This window comes from Streptomyces sp. NPDC050988 (assembly GCF_044456225.1).
In the GTDB taxonomy this organism is placed as follows: domain Bacteria; phylum Actinomycetota; class Actinomycetes; order Streptomycetales; family Streptomycetaceae; genus Streptomyces.
Window position 1 is genome coordinate 791,172 of sequence record NZ_JBITFQ010000001.1, and the last position, 14,854, is coordinate 806,025.

General features: G+C 71.2%; 12 protein-coding genes and 2 pseudogenes. 1 reads left to right on the forward strand and 13 read right to left on the reverse strand.

Annotation, left to right across the window (positions count from 1 at the left end):
* Positions 1-85: 85 nt before the first annotated feature.
* The 8 genes and pseudogenes from ACIBEI_RS03445 to ACIBEI_RS03480 all read right to left on the reverse strand — a co-directional run.
* Positions 86-1,414: pseudogene (locus ACIBEI_RS03445) on the reverse strand (MFS transporter); the annotation flags it as partial.
* A 165-nt stretch (positions 1,415-1,579) separates the two neighbouring features.
* Positions 1,580-1,939 carry an MmcQ/YjbR family DNA-binding protein gene (locus ACIBEI_RS03450; RefSeq protein WP_398884571.1) on the reverse strand — a complete coding sequence of 120 codons (360 nt, stop codon included), beginning with the start codon at positions 1,937-1,939 and terminating at the stop codon, positions 1,580-1,582.
* A gap of 143 nt (positions 1,940-2,082) precedes the next feature.
* Positions 2,083-2,652, reverse strand: coding sequence for a GNAT family N-acetyltransferase (locus ACIBEI_RS03455; RefSeq protein ID WP_398884573.1), 570 nt, complete (start codon positions 2,650-2,652; stop codon positions 2,083-2,085).
* The gene (locus ACIBEI_RS03460; RefSeq protein WP_398884575.1) at positions 2,649-3,245 is read right to left on the reverse strand and encodes a helix-turn-helix domain-containing protein; all 597 of its coding nucleotides are present in this window, start codon (positions 3,243-3,245) and stop codon (positions 2,649-2,651) included. The genes ACIBEI_RS03455 and ACIBEI_RS03460 overlap by 4 nt, the downstream gene beginning before the upstream one ends.
* 46 nt (positions 3,246-3,291) lie before the next feature.
* A complete protein-coding gene (locus tag ACIBEI_RS03465; protein WP_190227439.1) occupies positions 3,292-4,197 on the reverse strand; it encodes a LysR family transcriptional regulator in 906 nt (301 codons plus the stop codon).
* A 74-nt stretch (positions 4,198-4,271) separates the two neighbouring features.
* Positions 4,272-5,471 (reverse strand): glycine C-acetyltransferase, encoded by a 1,200-nt coding sequence (locus ACIBEI_RS03470; RefSeq protein WP_398885106.1) that lies wholly within the window; start codon positions 5,469-5,471, stop codon positions 4,272-4,274.
* A 9-nt stretch (positions 5,472-5,480) separates the two neighbouring features.
* Positions 5,481-6,509 carry an L-threonine 3-dehydrogenase gene (gene tdh / locus ACIBEI_RS03475; RefSeq protein ID WP_269652509.1) on the reverse strand — a complete coding sequence of 343 codons (1,029 nt, stop codon included), beginning with the start codon at positions 6,507-6,509 and terminating at the stop codon, positions 5,481-5,483.
* Positions 6,510-6,778: 269 nt separating this feature from the next.
* Positions 6,779-7,963 carry a Gfo/Idh/MocA family protein gene (locus ACIBEI_RS03480; RefSeq protein WP_398884578.1) on the reverse strand — a complete coding sequence of 395 codons (1,185 nt, stop codon included), beginning with the start codon at positions 7,961-7,963 and terminating at the stop codon, positions 6,779-6,781.
* 302 nt (positions 7,964-8,265) lie between these two features.
* On the opposite strand from ACIBEI_RS03480, the gene ACIBEI_RS03485 reads away from it, so the two are divergent.
* Positions 8,266-10,149 (forward strand): DUF2264 domain-containing protein, encoded by a 1,884-nt coding sequence (locus ACIBEI_RS03485; RefSeq protein ID WP_398884580.1) that lies wholly within the window; start codon positions 8,266-8,268, stop codon positions 10,147-10,149.
* Positions 10,150-10,221: 72 nt separating this feature from the next.
* Here the strand turns inward: ACIBEI_RS03485 and ACIBEI_RS03490 are convergent, their stop codons facing one another.
* From ACIBEI_RS03490 to ACIBEI_RS03510, 5 genes and pseudogenes are all read right to left on the reverse strand, one after another.
* Positions 10,222-10,815 (reverse strand): GAF domain-containing protein, encoded by a 594-nt coding sequence (locus ACIBEI_RS03490; RefSeq protein WP_398884582.1) that lies wholly within the window; start codon positions 10,813-10,815, stop codon positions 10,222-10,224.
* Entirely contained in the window at positions 10,812-11,411 is a 600-nt protein-coding gene (locus ACIBEI_RS03495) for a GTP-binding protein (RefSeq protein ID WP_398884584.1), read from the reverse strand. Before ACIBEI_RS03495 ends, ACIBEI_RS03490 begins: the two co-directional genes overlap by 4 nt.
* Positions 11,389-11,760, reverse strand: coding sequence for a DUF742 domain-containing protein (locus tag ACIBEI_RS03500; protein ID WP_269652502.1), 372 nt, complete (start codon positions 11,758-11,760; stop codon positions 11,389-11,391). The genes ACIBEI_RS03495 and ACIBEI_RS03500 overlap by 23 nt, the downstream gene beginning before the upstream one ends.
* A 2-nt stretch (positions 11,761-11,762) precedes the next feature.
* The gene (locus ACIBEI_RS03505; protein WP_398884586.1) at positions 11,763-12,197 is read right to left on the reverse strand and encodes a roadblock/LC7 domain-containing protein; all 435 of its coding nucleotides are present in this window, start codon (positions 12,195-12,197) and stop codon (positions 11,763-11,765) included.
* Positions 12,198-13,561: 1,364 nt separating this feature from the next.
* Positions 13,562-14,767: pseudogene (locus tag ACIBEI_RS03510) on the reverse strand (sensor histidine kinase); the annotation flags it as partial.
* Between the last annotated feature and the right edge of the window lie 87 nt (positions 14,768-14,854).

Below are 14,854 nucleotides of genomic sequence, written 5' to 3' on the forward strand. Positions count from 1 at the left end.
TCCCTTGGCTGGTTCCTCCGCCGCCGGTATGCGCAGGGTGGGCTGTCCCCATGGTCCCGTGCGACAGCGACAGCGACAACGACCGCGACCGCGACGTCGGCGCCTCGGCCCTCACCAGCCCTCGTATCGCGGGCACCGAGAGCAGTGCCGTGGCCACGACGAGAGTCATGGCGCCGGCCACGAGGAGGACGTTGTCCGCGCCGAGGGCCGCCGCGGCCGGGCCTGCGAGGGCCTGGCCGACCGGCATCATGGCCAGAGAACCGGCTATGTCGTAGGCGTGAATGCGGTTGAGGGCATCGGGCGGGACCTGGGTCTGCACGCTGGTCGCCCACATGACGCCCCAGAACGACAGGCCCGCGCCCGCCATCGCCGCACCGGCCGCCATCGCCGCCACTCCGAAGCCCGCTCCGACGGCGGCCGGGAAGCAGGCGAAGGAGAACAGGGCGAGCGAACCCGCGCGCAGCATGTGCCGAGGACGCAGGCGCAGTGCGATCAGACCGCCTATGACCGTGCCCGCGCCGAGGGCGGAATTGACCAGGCCGTAGGCGCGCGGCCCGTGCTCCTGGACGACCTCCGTCGCGACCAGCGGAACCGTCGGACCCCAGACGGAGATCATCAGGACGCACCAGATGACGATGACGCCCCACAGCCACGTACGGGATCTGAACTCCCGCCAGCCCTGGACGAGATCGGTCCCGAAGCCGTTGGTACGGGCCCGGTGGCCGGGGTCGGCCGGGGGCAGCCGGAGCAGCAGGAGACACAGGGCGCTGAGAGCGTACGTGGTGGCGTGGGCCGCGAAGACTCCGCCGGGTGAGGCGAAGGCGACCAGCAGTCCGGCGAGCGCGGGGCCCGCCAGTTGGGCCGTGGACTCGGCGACCCGTATGGCGCCGTTGGCCGCCTGGACGTCGGTGGCGAGCCGGGGCACCGTGCTGGCGACGCCGGGCTCGAAGAGCGCGGCCGCCGCGCCGTTGACCGCGCCGATCACACAGATCTGCCAGAGCACCACATGCCCGGTGAAGAACAGGGTGGCGGCGACCGACTGGCTGCCCAACCGCACCACATCGGCGCCGATCATCAGCAGACGGGTACTGAACCGGTCGGCGAAGACCCCGCCGAAGATCACCAGCCCCGCGAAGCAGGCGGCCGAAGCGGCCATGGCCAGGCCGACAGCCCCCACTCCGTAGCCGTGCTGCAGCAGGCCTGCCGCCAGCGCCACCGGCAACATCGTGTCGCCCAGCTTGGCGACGGCCCGCGCGGTGAAGAACAGTCCGAAATCCCGCGACCAGACCTTCCGGCGCCCGGCGCCGTCACTCACATCACGACGCCCGGGCCCACCGCCCACGCCACGGCGACCGCCGCCCGCATCCTCCTCCGACGACGACACCCCGCCCGAGGACAACCCGCCCCCAGCCATCCCCCTCACGCCCCTCCCCCGGCGACCAACCGCCCCCTCGACGGGACCACGGCGCCCCACCGCGCCGAACTCCCCACCCGCCTTCGGATCATGCCACGCGGCACTGACAACGCCCCTCAGGCGTCAGACCTCGGCCGCCAGGCCTCAGCCGCGAGACCTCGTCCGTCAGCCGTCGGCCGGAAGCCCCAATTCCGGGTAGGACTCCAGCAGTCGCGTCGGAGCCGCCTGCCGCCACGAGTCCGCGAGGATGTCACGCAGCTCGTCCGAGTCCTCAAGGGCCGCGAGCCGCACACGCACCCAGGCGAAACCCGCCTCATGGTCGGCGATCCAGAACTTCGCTGGTTCGGCCAGCACCAACTCGTCGCGCTCCTCCTTGGGGCAGCGCACGGCGATGGAGGTCTCCTCCTCGGGCAGCGTGGCGAACATCTTCCCCGCGACCCGGAAGGTCGGCATGCTCCAGGCGATCTTCTCCGTCGTGTCCGGCAGAGAGAGGCAGATTCGGCGTACGTCTTCGGCATCCTGCATGGAAGGCACCGTAGCCAATACCACTGACAATCACCTGCTGAGAGCCGGTACAGGCACCGCCGAAAGCCGGTTCCGTCACCCGCGACAAGCCAGTTCCGTCACCCGCCGCAAACCAGTCCCGTCACCCGCTGCGATGGGAGCGGTCAGCGACTCGCGGCAGGCTCCGAACCCTCGTCCGCCGTCACGTACTTGTAGAAGATCGTCGTCGGACGAAGCACCCCGGCGGGCGTCCGCGCGTAGTCGGGTATGACGCCCGCCCGGGTCCAACCCGCCGACCGATAGAGGGACTCGGCCGGGCTATCCGTCTCGGTGTCGAGGTTGAGCAGGGTCACGCCCGCCTCGGCGGCGGCGCGTTCGGCCGTCGCGAGCAGCGAACGTCCGAGTCCCCTGCCCCGCCCCTCCCGGTGCACCATCAGCTTCACCACCTCTGCGCGGTGGCTGCTGTTGGGCTTGTCCGGAAAGGCGAGACTGACGGTGCCGACGATTCGGTCCCGCACGTACGCGGCCCACACGGCGAGACCGCCCTCCGCGAGCACGCCCGCGCGCCCCCGCCACCAATCGACGGCGGCGGCGCGGTCGAGCGGGGCGAGGAAGCCGACCGACGCTCCCTCATTGACGGTGTGGGTCAACAGATCGGCCAACTCATCAACCGACCGCAGGAGTTGGTCGGCTGTAAGCCGGACGACGGCGTTGGCGTTGGCGTTGGCGGTCACGGCAGCACCACCGCCAGCACATAGCGCGCGTCCCCGGGGCCTGTGGACCTGAACCGCGTCGGCCCCCACACCCGCAACCGCAGGCAGTCGCCCGCGTCAAGCCGGTGCTCGGCGTCCTGGGCCGTGACCTCGAGCCGCCCGTCGAGCACCCAGATGTGCTGTTCGAGGCCGGGTACGGGCGGCCGGTCGTACGCGATGTCCGCGCCGGCCGCGAGCCGGCCCTCGACGAGTTCGCCGCGCAGACCGGCATGCGGCGGGGACACCGAGCGGCGTACGAAACCGGACGCCCTGTCCTCCCATACGGCCTGGTCGGCGGCCCGTACCAGCTGGGCGGGCTCCGCCTCGACCTCGCTGAGCAGCTGCGACATGGTGCGGCCGTAGACCCCGCACAGCCGGTTCAGGAGAGAGGCCGTGGGGCTGATCTCCGCACGCTCGGCCCGGGACAGGGTCGACCGGCTCACCCCGCTGCGCTCCGCCAACTCGCCCAGGGACCAGCCTCGTTCGGCCCGCAGCTCGGCCAGTCGCACGCCGAGCCGGGCATCGACCGGGTCCGGGCCGGCGCCGGCCGCGTCAACATCTCCACCGTGTCCCATATTCAGGATGCTATCCCACATATGAAACGCGACAGTGGCACGGCGGTCATCCCACCGGTGCGGCCTCCCCCAGCGCCTCCAGCACCGGCCGGATCAGCGGATGCTCCTCGGCGCCCCGGCGCACTGCGGCGAAGACCCGGCGCGTGGGTGCGACCCCGTCGACAGGGCGTACGACCACGCCCGAGAGATCCATGCCGCTCAGGGCCGAGCGCGGAACCAGGGCGACTCCCGCGTCGGCCGACGCGAGCGCGACGACCGCGCGGAAGTCGTCCGAGGAGTGCTCGAGACGGGGTTGGAATCCCGCGTGCTCACAGGCCAGGACCACCACGTCGTGGCAGGGGTTTCCGGGGTACGGGCCGATCCACGGGTCCTTGGCCAGCTCGGCGAGCGGCACCTCCGTACGGTCGGCGAGGCGGTGGGTCACCGGGACGACGGCGTCGAACGGCTCGGCGTACAGCGGGATGTGGGCGAGGCGGGGGTCGTCGGCGTCCGGCGCGCCGCGGTACTCGACGGCGACCGCCACGTCGACCTGCCGGTCGAGCACCATCGGCAGGCTGGCGTCGCCCTCGGCGTCCTGGACGCGGATACGGATGCCGGGAGCGGTCCGCGCGAGCCGGGCCACGGCGGGCGCGACGACCAGGCCGATACCGGTCGCGAAGGAGGCGACCGTGACGGTGCCCGCCGAACCCGAGTCGTACGCGGCGAGCTCGGCCTCGGCCTTCTCCAGCTGGGCCAGTACCGCGTTGGTGTGGCTGAGCAGGATCTCGCCGGCCGGAGTCAGGCGTACACCCCTGGCGTTGCGCTCCACCAGGCGGTGGCCCGTCTCCTGCTCAAGGGCCGTCAGCTGTTGCGAGACGGCGGAGGGCGTGAGGTAGAGCGCGGCGGCAGCGGCCGTCACCGTGCGGTGGTCCGCCACCGCACGGAGGATGTGGAGCCGCCGCGCTTCGATCATGTGACCGATTCTCTCAGAGGTTCACTTTTCGCCCTGCCGTATCTCCCGCTCGCGCTCGGTGACCGGCCGTGTGCTCAGGCCTCCGCCGCCAGCTCCGCCCGCGCCGCTACGAAGGCGTCCACGGCCCGGTTCACGTCCTCCGTCGAGTGCGCGGCGGACAGCTGTACGCGGATCCGGGCCCGGCCCTGGGGGACCACGGGGTACGAGAAGCCGATCACGTACACCCCGCGGTCCAGAAGCAGCTCCGCCATGCGTCCGGCGACGGCCGCGTCGCCGATCATGACCGGTGCGATGGCGTGGTCGCCGGGGAGGATGTCGAAGCCCTCCTCGGTCATCCGGGAGCGGAACAGCGCGGTGTTCGCGGCGAGGTGCTCGCGCAGGTCGCCCGCCGACTCCAGCAGGTCGAGGACCTTGAGCGAGGCGGCGGCGATGACCGGGGCCAGGGTGTTCGAGAAGAGGTACGGGCGCGAGCGCTGGCGCAGCAGGGCGACGATCTCGGCGCGGGCGGCCACGTAACCGCCGGACGCTCCACCGAGGGCCTTGCCCAGGGTGCCGGTGATGATGTCGACGCGGTCCATGACGCCGTGCAGCTCGGGGGTGCCGCGGCCGCCGGGGCCGACGAAGCCGACGGCGTGCGAGTCGTCGACCATGACCATGGCGTCGTAGCGGTCGGCGAGGTCGCAGATCTCGCGCAGCGGAGCCACGTACCCGTCCATGGAGAAGACGCCGTCGGTGACGATCAGCCTGCGGCGGGCGCCCGCGGCCTCCTTCAACTGCTGTTCCAGGTCCGCGAGATCGCGGTTGGCGTAGCGGAGGCGGCGGGCCTTGGAGAGGCGGATGCCGTCGATGATCGACGCGTGGTTGAGGGCGTCGGAGATCACCGCGTCCTCCTCGCCGAGGAGGGTTTCGAAGACGCCGCCGTTGGCGTCGAAGCAGGAGGAGTAGAGGATCGTGTCCTCCTGGCCGAGGAAGGCGGAGAGGCGCTGTTCGAGCTCCTTGTGCACCTCCTGCGTACCGCAGATGAAGCGTACGGACGCCATTCCGTAGCCCCAGCGGTCGAGGGCCTCGTGGGCTGCGGCGATCACCTCGGGGTGGTCGGCGAGGCCGAGGTAGTTGTTCGCGCAGAAGTTGAGGACCTCACCGGGGCGACCGCCCGCGGTGACGTTCACGGTCGCGGACTGCGGGCTGCCGATGACGCGCTCGGGCTTGTGCAGTCCGGCGGCACGGATCTCGTCGAGGGTGGCGCGGAGGTCGTCGCGTACGGAGTCGAACATCATCAGTCCTTAGTGGGTCCAGTCGAGGATGACCTTGCCGCCGCGGCCGCTCGCCGCGTCGGCGAACGCCGCCTCGTGGTCGCGGTAGCCGTAGCGGCCGGTGATCACGGGGGCGAGGTCGAGGCCGCCTTCGAGGAGGACCGACATCGCGTACCAGGTCTCGAACATCTCGCGGCCGTAGATGCCCTTGATCGTGATCATGGAGGTGACGATGCGGGACCAGTCGACGGCGAACTCCTCGGACGGCAGTCCGAGCATGGCGATCTTCCCGCCGTGCGTCATGTTGGCGAGCATGTCGCGCATCGCGACGGGGTTGCCGGACATCTCCAGGCCGACGTCGAAGCCCTCGCGCAGGCCGAGCGTGCGCTGCCCGTCGGCGATGGTGGACTCGGCGACGTTCAGCGCGAGGCTGACGCCGATCTTGCGGGCGAGCTCCAGGCGCTCCTCGCTGACGTCGGTGACCACGACGTGCCGGGCGCCGGCGTGCTTGGCGACGGCGGCGGCCATCAGGCCGATCGGTCCCGCGCCGGTGATCAGTACGTCCTCTCCGACCAGCGGGAACGACAGCGCGGTGTGCACGGCGTTGCCGAAGGGGTCGAAGATCGCGGCGACGTCGAGGTCGACGGGGACTCGGTGCACCCACACGTTGGACGCGGGCAGCGCGACGTACTCGGCGAACGCGCCGTCGCGGCCCACGCCGAGCCCCACCGTGGCGCGGCACAGATGGCGCCGCCCGGCCTGGCAGTTGCGGCACTTGCCGCACACGAGGTGGCCCTCGCCGCTGACCCGGTCGCCCACGGTGATGTCGCCTACGTCGCGGCCCGTCTCGACGACTTCGCCCACGAACTCGTGGCCGATCACGAGCGGCGTCCTGATCGACTGCTGTGCCCAGCCGTCCCAGCTGCGGATGTGCAGGTCGGTGCCGCAGATCCCGGTCCTGAGGACCTTGATCAGCACGTCACCGGGTCCGACGACCGGCTCCGGTACGTCCATGAGCCGGAGTCCCGGCTCAGCCTTCTCCTTGACCAGCGCCTTCAACACGGCTCCCGTGTACGAGGGTTCCGGGCCGGGGCATGCCGAGGCAGGCCCCGGCCCGGAGTGAGGGGTGGCGTCACGGCAGGGGGCATGGCGGGGGCCATGCGGGAGCGCCTCTCAGCGGCTGCGGCGCTCCACTGCCGACGCCGAGAAATCTGCCGTACGCGGGCGCTGCGGTCCATCGAGGTTTTCTTAAGCTCCGCCGCAGCTTTCCTTCACGCCTCGCTCCCCTCCCACAGATCTGCTCCCTTCCCACGCATCCCCCGCCCTCGTCAGCGGGTCTGCCCCCTCTCGAAGTACGCGACCAGCTCGGCGTCCAGCGGCGGCACCTCGTACGGAACGCCGCCCCCGCGCAGCGACTCCGTCGCCCGGAACCCCGCCGCCACCGCCATCCGCGCGGCCACCGGGGACGTGTCGGTGCGCCCTCCCTCACGTGCGAACCGCAGGAACTCGTCGATCAGCAGCGGATCCGCGCCCCCGTGCTCGGCGTCCTGTTCCACGTCGGGCACCGCGTACTCGGCGTCCGCCTCGGCCCGGTGTCCGGAGCGGCGGGAGTTCCACACCTTCACCACTCCCCCGGGCCCGTCCCCGAAGTTCTCCAGGCGGCCCGCGTCACCGATGACCGTGTAGTTCCGCCAGTAGTCGGGGGTGAAGTGGCACTGCTGGTAGGCGGCCAACACCCCGTTGTCCAGGCGCATGTTGACGATCGACACGTCCTCGACGTCGATGACGGGGTTGAGGGCCCGCTGGGTGTGCGGCGGCCAGTGGCCGTCCTCCGTGTACCAGTCGTCGGACTTCGGCTCGCCCGGCGAACGGCGGTGCGGATTGCCGCCGTACACCATCAGGTCGCCGAACGCCTGTACCTGCCGGGTGTATCCGCCCGCGAGCCAGTGCAGTACGTCGAGGTCGTGGGCGCCCTTCTGCAGCAACAGGCCGGTGGTGCACCGGCGTTCGGCGTGCCAGTCCTTGAAGTACCAGTCGCCTCCGTAGCCGACGAAGTGGCGTACCCACACCGTTTTGACCGTGCCGATGTCGCCGCGTATGACGAGGTCGCGCATCATCCGGATCACCGGCATGTGGCGCATGTTGTGGCCCACGTACAGCCGTGTGCCGGTCTCGAAGGCCGTGCGCAGGATGAGGTCGCACCGCTCGATGGTGATGTCCAGGGGCTTCTCGACGAAGACGGGCTTGCCCGCGCGCAGGGCCTCGCAGGCGATGTCGGCATGGGTGTGGTCCGGGGTGAGGACCAGCACGGCGTCGACGTCCGGGTCGTCTATGACCTTGCGGTGGTCCTCGACGGTCCGGACGCCGGGGATGCGGTCGGCGGCGCCGTCCCGCAGTGCCGGATCGTGTTCGGCGACGACGGTCACGCGCGAGCCCCGGCCGGGCCGGTGGGCGATGCGCGCGAGCGAACCGCGCAGGCCGAAGCCGAGGACGCCGAGACGCAGGTCGGTCATGGGATGCCTTCCCGTTCGGTGACGAGGAGTCGGGTCAGGCGGCAGGAGGTCCGGCCGTGTTTCTCCGAGGAAGCCGTGCCCACGTGCGCCGGAGTCAACTTCCCATCGGGCGACGCGTTCCGGGAGAGCGCACGGGGGCCGCACACAGGAACAGGGCCGACCACATGCGAACAGGTCTCACGGTGTGCGCACACGACACATGGCATACGCACACAGCCCCATTGATCTGTCGGCCCCCACGAGCCGTATCCCTCTCCGGAACCTGGAATCGCGCCCGGGAACAAAGGAGTCGGAACCCCGCCATGCCCGCACCGCATGTGTCCCTGCCGCCCATCGACCACGTCCTGTCGCCGCACACCGGCTGGACGCGGGCTCACTGGGAGGCGCTCGCCGACCGGCAGCTCGAAGCCCTGGTCCCGTACGCGACGCCGGGCCTCGCGCAGTACCGGCTGCCCGGGCGGGCCTCGTGGTCGGGAGTGGTGTCGGACGGCCTCGAAGGGTTCGCGCGGTCATTCCTGCTGGCCTCCTTCCGGATCGCCGGGGCGCGGGGCGACGTCGATCCCCGTCTCATAGAACGCTACGCGCGGGGTCTGACAACGGGCACCGACCGCGACAGCGGCGAGTCCTGGCCCGAAATCACCGACTGCTCCCAGCAGATGGCGGAGGCCGCCTCGGTCGCCGTGGCGCTGCACGAGAGCCGCCCCTGGATCTGGGACCGGCTGCACACCGAGGCGCGGGAGCGGGTCGTGGACTGGCTGTGGGGTTTCGTGGGCCGCCGCACCTGGGACAACCACTGGCGGCTCTACCAGGTGGTGGCCGAACAGTTCCTGGCCTCGGTCGGCGCGCCCCACCGTCAGGACGACATCGACGCCGGGCTCGACCGCCTCGACGACTGGTACATGGGCGACGGCTGGTACAGCGACGGCGACGGCCGGACCTTCGACTACCACAACGGCTGGGCGATGCACTTGTACCCGCTGCTGTGGTGCCGGATGACCGGCGGCGACGGCGGAGGCCGCGGCCACGTCTACCGGGAGCGGCTCGCCCGGTTCCTCGCCGACTACCCGCGGTTCTTCGGCGCGGACGGTGCCCCCGTGCACCACGGCCGCTCCCTGACGTATCGTTTCGCCACCGCCGCCCCGGCATGGATGGGCGCCCTCGCCGGCTGTACGCCGCTGGAGCCGGGCCTCACCCGACGGCTGGCGTCCGGCACGGTGCGGCACTTCGTGGAGCGGGGGGTGCCCGACGAGCGTGGGCTGCTGCCGCTCGGCTGGTACGAAACGTTCCTGCCGATGGCCCGGCCGCACTCGGGGCCCGCGTCCCCGTACTGGGCGAGCATGGGCTTCCTCGGGCTGCTGCTGCCTCCGGAGCACCCGGTGTGGACGGCACGCGAACTGCCGCTGCCGGTCGAGGAGTCGGACCAGTACACCGCGCTCCCGGCCCCCGGCTGGCTGTTGCACGGCACGAAACACGACGGCATCGTCCGCCTGGTCAACCACGGCAGCGACCACAACTCCCCGTCCGGGCCCGCCGAGGACGACCCGCACTACACCAAGTTCGGCTACTCGACGGCGACCGCTCCCGAGGCCGCCGCCCACGCCTGGGAGCGGACCGTGGACGGGCACATCGCGCTGGTGACCCCGGACGGCACCGCGTCCCGCCGGCTCACCATCGTCCCGCTGCACTGCTCCGGGCGGACGGCCGCCTCCCGCTACAGCGCCCGACTGCCCGACAGCGAGGAGGAGTTCCCCATCGAGACGACAAGCGTTCTGCGCGGTCCCTGGGAGATTCGCGTGCACCGGGTGCTCGCGCCGACCGGTCTGACCGTCCGGGAGGGCGGCTACGCGGTCGCCGCCGAGACCAGGCCCACCGCCGAGCGGGGCCACGGCTGGGCGCTGGCCCGCACGGACAACGGGCTGACCAGTGTCGTCGTCGCGCTGCACGGCTGGGACGAGGACACGGGCATCGCGCGCGAGGTCGAGGCCAACGCATTCGGCCCGCACTCCGCGACACCGTACCTGCGGTGCGCGGCGGGCCGTCCCGGCGGCTCCGGCGTGTACGTCACGCTGCTCGCGCTGACGCGGGACTCCGTACACCCGCAGGCGTTACGGGAGTCGGTGTCCTGCGAGGTCGAGGGACACGAGGTCCGGATCACGTTCCCCGAAGGGGACACCGTCTCCGTGTGAACGACATGACCGATGAGCACCGGACTCCGTGTGAGAGGGACATCGTCCATGTGAGGACAGAGGGCGCGCGGGTCAGAATCCGCCTTCCCGCAGCTCGATCCGCTCGACCAGCTCCGCCGCCATCGACTTGATGGTGTCGAGCCCGGCCCGCCCCCACGGCCGGGGCTCGACATCGCTGACGCACACCGTGCCGAGTGCGATGCCCGTGCGGTCGATGAGCGGCGCGCCGAGGTAGGAGTGGATGCCGAACTCGTCGACGACCGGGTTGCCCGCGAACCGGGGATAGTCACGGACGTCCTCCAGGACCAACGCCTTGTGGCGGACGACCACATGTGGGCAGAAGCCATGGTCCCGGGCCATATAGCGGCCGATCCTCGGTTTCGTGGTGTCCGCGTGATCCGTACGGGCCTCGGCCGGCGGCTCGGCCGGGAGGCCCCCGTAGGGCGTGTGCAGGCCCGCGAAGAACTGCCGCTCCTCGTCGATGAAGTTGACCATCGCGTAGGGCGCCCCGGCGAGTTCTGCGAGCCGGTCCGCGAACGCGTCGAGGGCCGGCTCGGTGTGCTGCCCCAGACCGAGCACCCGCAGCCGCCGTGTTCTGGCGGGGGCCTCCTTGTCCACGGGGGTGAGCAGCAGCCGACCGGCCGGACGCGGCGGGTCGTACGTCATGTGTGGGCTCCGTGGCTGGGGGCGTGCGAGGGGGCGTGGGCGAGGAGGTGGCGGACGAGGGTGAGCAGGGTCTGCACTCCCGAGCTGGAGATCCGGGCGTCGCAGCGCACGACGGGCACCTCCGGGTCGAGGTCGATGGCCGCCCGCACCTCCTCCGGGTCGTAACGGAAGCCTCCGTCGAACTCGTTGACGGCCACGATGAATCCCAGGCCGCGCTGTTCGAAGAAGTCGACGGCGGCGAAGCAGTCCTCCAGACGCCGGGTGTCGGCGAGGATGACCGCGCCGAGCGCGCCTTCGGAGAGCTCGTCCCACATGAACCAGAACCGCTCCTGTCCGGGCGTGCCGAACAGGTAGAGCACGTGTTCCGGATCGAGGGTGATGCGGCCGAAGTCCATCGCGACGGTCGTCTCGACCTTGTTCTCGACGCCGTCGAGATTGTCGGTCGCGGCACTGACGGTGGTCAGCAGTTCCTCCGTACTGAGCGGCGCGATCTCGCTCACCGCGCCGACGAAGGTGGTCTTTCCTGCTCCGAACCCTCCCGCCACCAGGATCTTCAAGGCGGTGGGAAAGGGGTCAGAGCTGTCGTCGTAGTCCATCGAGCACTGCCTCCAGAAGAGACCGGTCAGTGGGGTTGTGGTGGAACGTCGGGGGCTTCATGGAGAGCACCCCGCAGTCGACGAGATCGGACAGCAGCACCTTGGTCACCGCGGCGGGCAGTCTCAGATGCGCGGCGACCTCGGCGACCGAGACGGGGTCCCGGCACAGTTCGAGTGCCTGGGCGTGCTCGGGGCCGAGGTAGCCGAGAGGGGTGACGCCGGTGGCCATCACCTGCGACAGGAGGTCGAGCGCGGTACTCGGCCGGGTCCGGCCGTTGCTGACCTGGTAGGGGCGCACAAGGCGTCCGGCCGCATCGTCAAGCCAGGGCCCGTCGCCGGCCGAGGTCACGCTCAAGGCCTCATCGCCGACGGTTCGACGCTGTGCTGCCTCGGCGCGGTCATCAGGTACGGGCGGACGCTCTTGACCAGCATCGCCATCTCGTAGCCGAGCACGGCCGCGTCGGCGTCGCGTCCGGCGAGCACGGCAAGACAGGTACCGGAGCCCGCGGTGGATACGAACAGCAGCGTGGAGTCCAGTTCGACCACGACCTGGCGTACGTCACCGCTGTCGCCGAAGCGGACGCCCGCGCTGCGGCCCAGGGAGTAGAGCCCGGAGGCCAGGGCCGCCATGTGGTCGGCGCTGTCGGGGTCGAGCCCGTGCACCGACTTCACGAGGCCGTCGCAGGAGAGCAGCACGGCACTCCTGGTGTGCGGTACGCGCTGCACGAGGCCGCTCATCAGCCAGTCGAGATCGGATGCGTGCCCGGTCGGCACATCGCTCGCCATGGGGGATCGACTCCTTGAAGTACGAAGGTCTGCGGGAGCGGAAGTGTGGGTGGGGGTGGCGTGGTTCATCCGGCTGGTGTGCTCCCGTCGTGCCGGGCGGTGAGGTCATGACCAGGCGCGTGCGCCGTCTCATGTGCCTCGGGCGCCTCGTATGGTTCGTGCGCTGGGTGCGCTTCCCCTATGGGCGTTCCATCCATGTGGGCCGAGTCCCGGAACTGGGCCTCGGCGAGCCCGATGCCGCGCTGGAACGCCGCCATCAGACCGGGGTCGTGACCGACGACGAACTCGGAGTCCGGCCGGGGCGCGGGTCCGTCGCGCAGCTCGGGCACGAGGTGCTCCTGGGCCCGCCGTCTGGGCAGTTGCGGCTTGCTCATGGTGCCGCGCACGACACCGCCGCGCGGGGTCGGGGGCGTGACCGTGTTCTCGGTGACGAACCGCCGATCGCCGGGACGGATCCCGGGCACGGCCTCCGCCGGGTTGGCCCGCGTCTCGGCACCGCGCACCGGGAGCGGGGCCGGAGCACCACCGTTCACGACCGACAGCCCGCCCGGCACACTGTCCCGCCGCGGCTGCGTCGGAACGGCGGTCCTCGTGCCGTGGGCGTCGTGGGACGGGTACGACGCGGATTCGTGAAACGGCGCCCGCGGTACGTCGACGGAGGCGCCTGGAACCACGCCCGGTACGGCGATCGGCGTCCCGTGGGAGGGAGTCCCATGGGCAGGGCTGCCGTGAGAGGGAGTCTCATGGGCCGGACTGCCGTGGGAGGGAGTCTCATGGGCCGGACTGCCGTGAGCAGGAACACCATGGGCGGGAGTCCCATAGGCAGGCGTCCCGTGAGCCAGCGTTCCCTGAACCGGGCTCCCATGTGGTGACGTGCCATGTGGTGGCGTGCCATGGGCCGGCGCATCCTGCCCCGGCGTGCCATGGCGAGGCGTGCTCCTCAGCGGCGGCTCATGTGCCGACATGCCATGGGAAACCGCGGCCCCATGTGTTGAAGAGCTGTGTGCCGAGGAGCTACGTGCCGCAACCCCATGCACCGAAGCGTCATGTGTCGGCGCGGCATGAGTCGGTCCGACATGAGTCTGCGCGGCATGCGCTGGAGCCCCAGCCACCGAAGCACCATGCCCCGAGGCACCCTGTGTCGAACCGGTAGATGCCGAACCGGCATGCGCCTGACCACCATGTGCCGGACCACCACGGCCAACCGCCCCCTCAATCCCGGAAGCACCCGGCCTCAACACCCCGGCCCCCACACCCCCTGCCGTGACCTCCCGAGGAGACCCACCCCCGGAACCGGCCCCAGCGCCAGTCCCAACCCCAGAACGGGCACCCACATCGGCCCCGCCCCCGCCCGGCGGCTCCCCCTCCGTCCCCAGCAACGCCTGCGGCACAACCAACACGGCCTGGACGCCACCGTAGATATTGGTCTGCAGCCGCACCACGATCCCGTGCCGGCGCGCGAGTTGGGAGACCACGAACAATCCGATGCGGCCGTCCTGCAGCAGACTCGCAACGTTCACCTGATCGGGGTCGGCGAGCAACGCGTTCATCTTGTGCTGCTCGGCCAGTGGCATCCCGAGCCCGCGGTCCTCGACCTCGACGGCGAGCCCGGACGTGACCACGTTGGCCCGCAGCAGCACTTGGGTGTGCGGCGCCGAGAACACCGTGGCGTTCTCGACGAGTTCGGCCAGTAGATGGATCACGTCGGCGACGGCGTGCCCGCGCACGGTGCCGTCGATCGGCGGGACGAGCTTGACCCGCGAGTACTGCTCGACCTCGGCGATCGCGGAGCGCAGCACCTCGGTCATGGAGACCGGGTTGCTCCACTGCCGGCGCGACACGGCCCCGCCGAGGACGGCGAGGTTCTCGGCGTGCCGCCGGATACGGGTGGCGAGGTGGTCGACGTGGAACAGACCCTTGAGCAGGTCCGGGTCCTCGATCTCGTTCTCCAGCTCGTCGAGGATCGAGATCTCGCGGTGCACCAGGGACTGCAGGCGCCGGGCGAGATTGACGAAGACCTCGACCTTCTGCTCGCTGTCCGCCTGGCTGGAGAGCTGGGCGGCCTGGACGACCGCGTTCACGGCGCCTTCATGGGCGCGCGCCAGATCGTCCTCGAGCAGGTCGAACTCGTCGGCGTCCGAGGCGGGCCGGCCGACGGGTCGGCGCTCGGGCGGCCCGTCGCCCCGGCGCAGCGTCTCGACGAGGGCACGCAGATCGGACTGGCCGCGGGCGCTGGTGCGGCGCAGGGTGCCGACGCGCTCGTGTACAGACCTGGCGGCGCGGTCGGCGGCCACGGCGGCGATCACGATGCCCGCGAGGGCCACCGCGACGGCTCCGCCGAGCACGATCCACAAGGTGGGGCCGGGCCGTGCCGCGGTCGTGCGGACGATGAAGAGCACGGCTGCGCTGGCGCTGAGGGCCACCGCGATGGGCGGCAGGACCGCGAGGCGGAGGAGCTGGGGCCGTATGTGGGTCTCGGGCAGCGTGGGGGTGGTGCGGGCGACCGGTCGCCCGTGCCGCCCGCCCTCGCGTCGGTCTGCGCGGGCGGCCGGTGCGCGAAGGTGAGACATCGACGTCCTCGTACTGGTGTGTCGGGGCCGTGGGGGCTCCCGCGGGTTCTGCGACCGAGGCATGCGCCGACTGGGACACGCGCCATC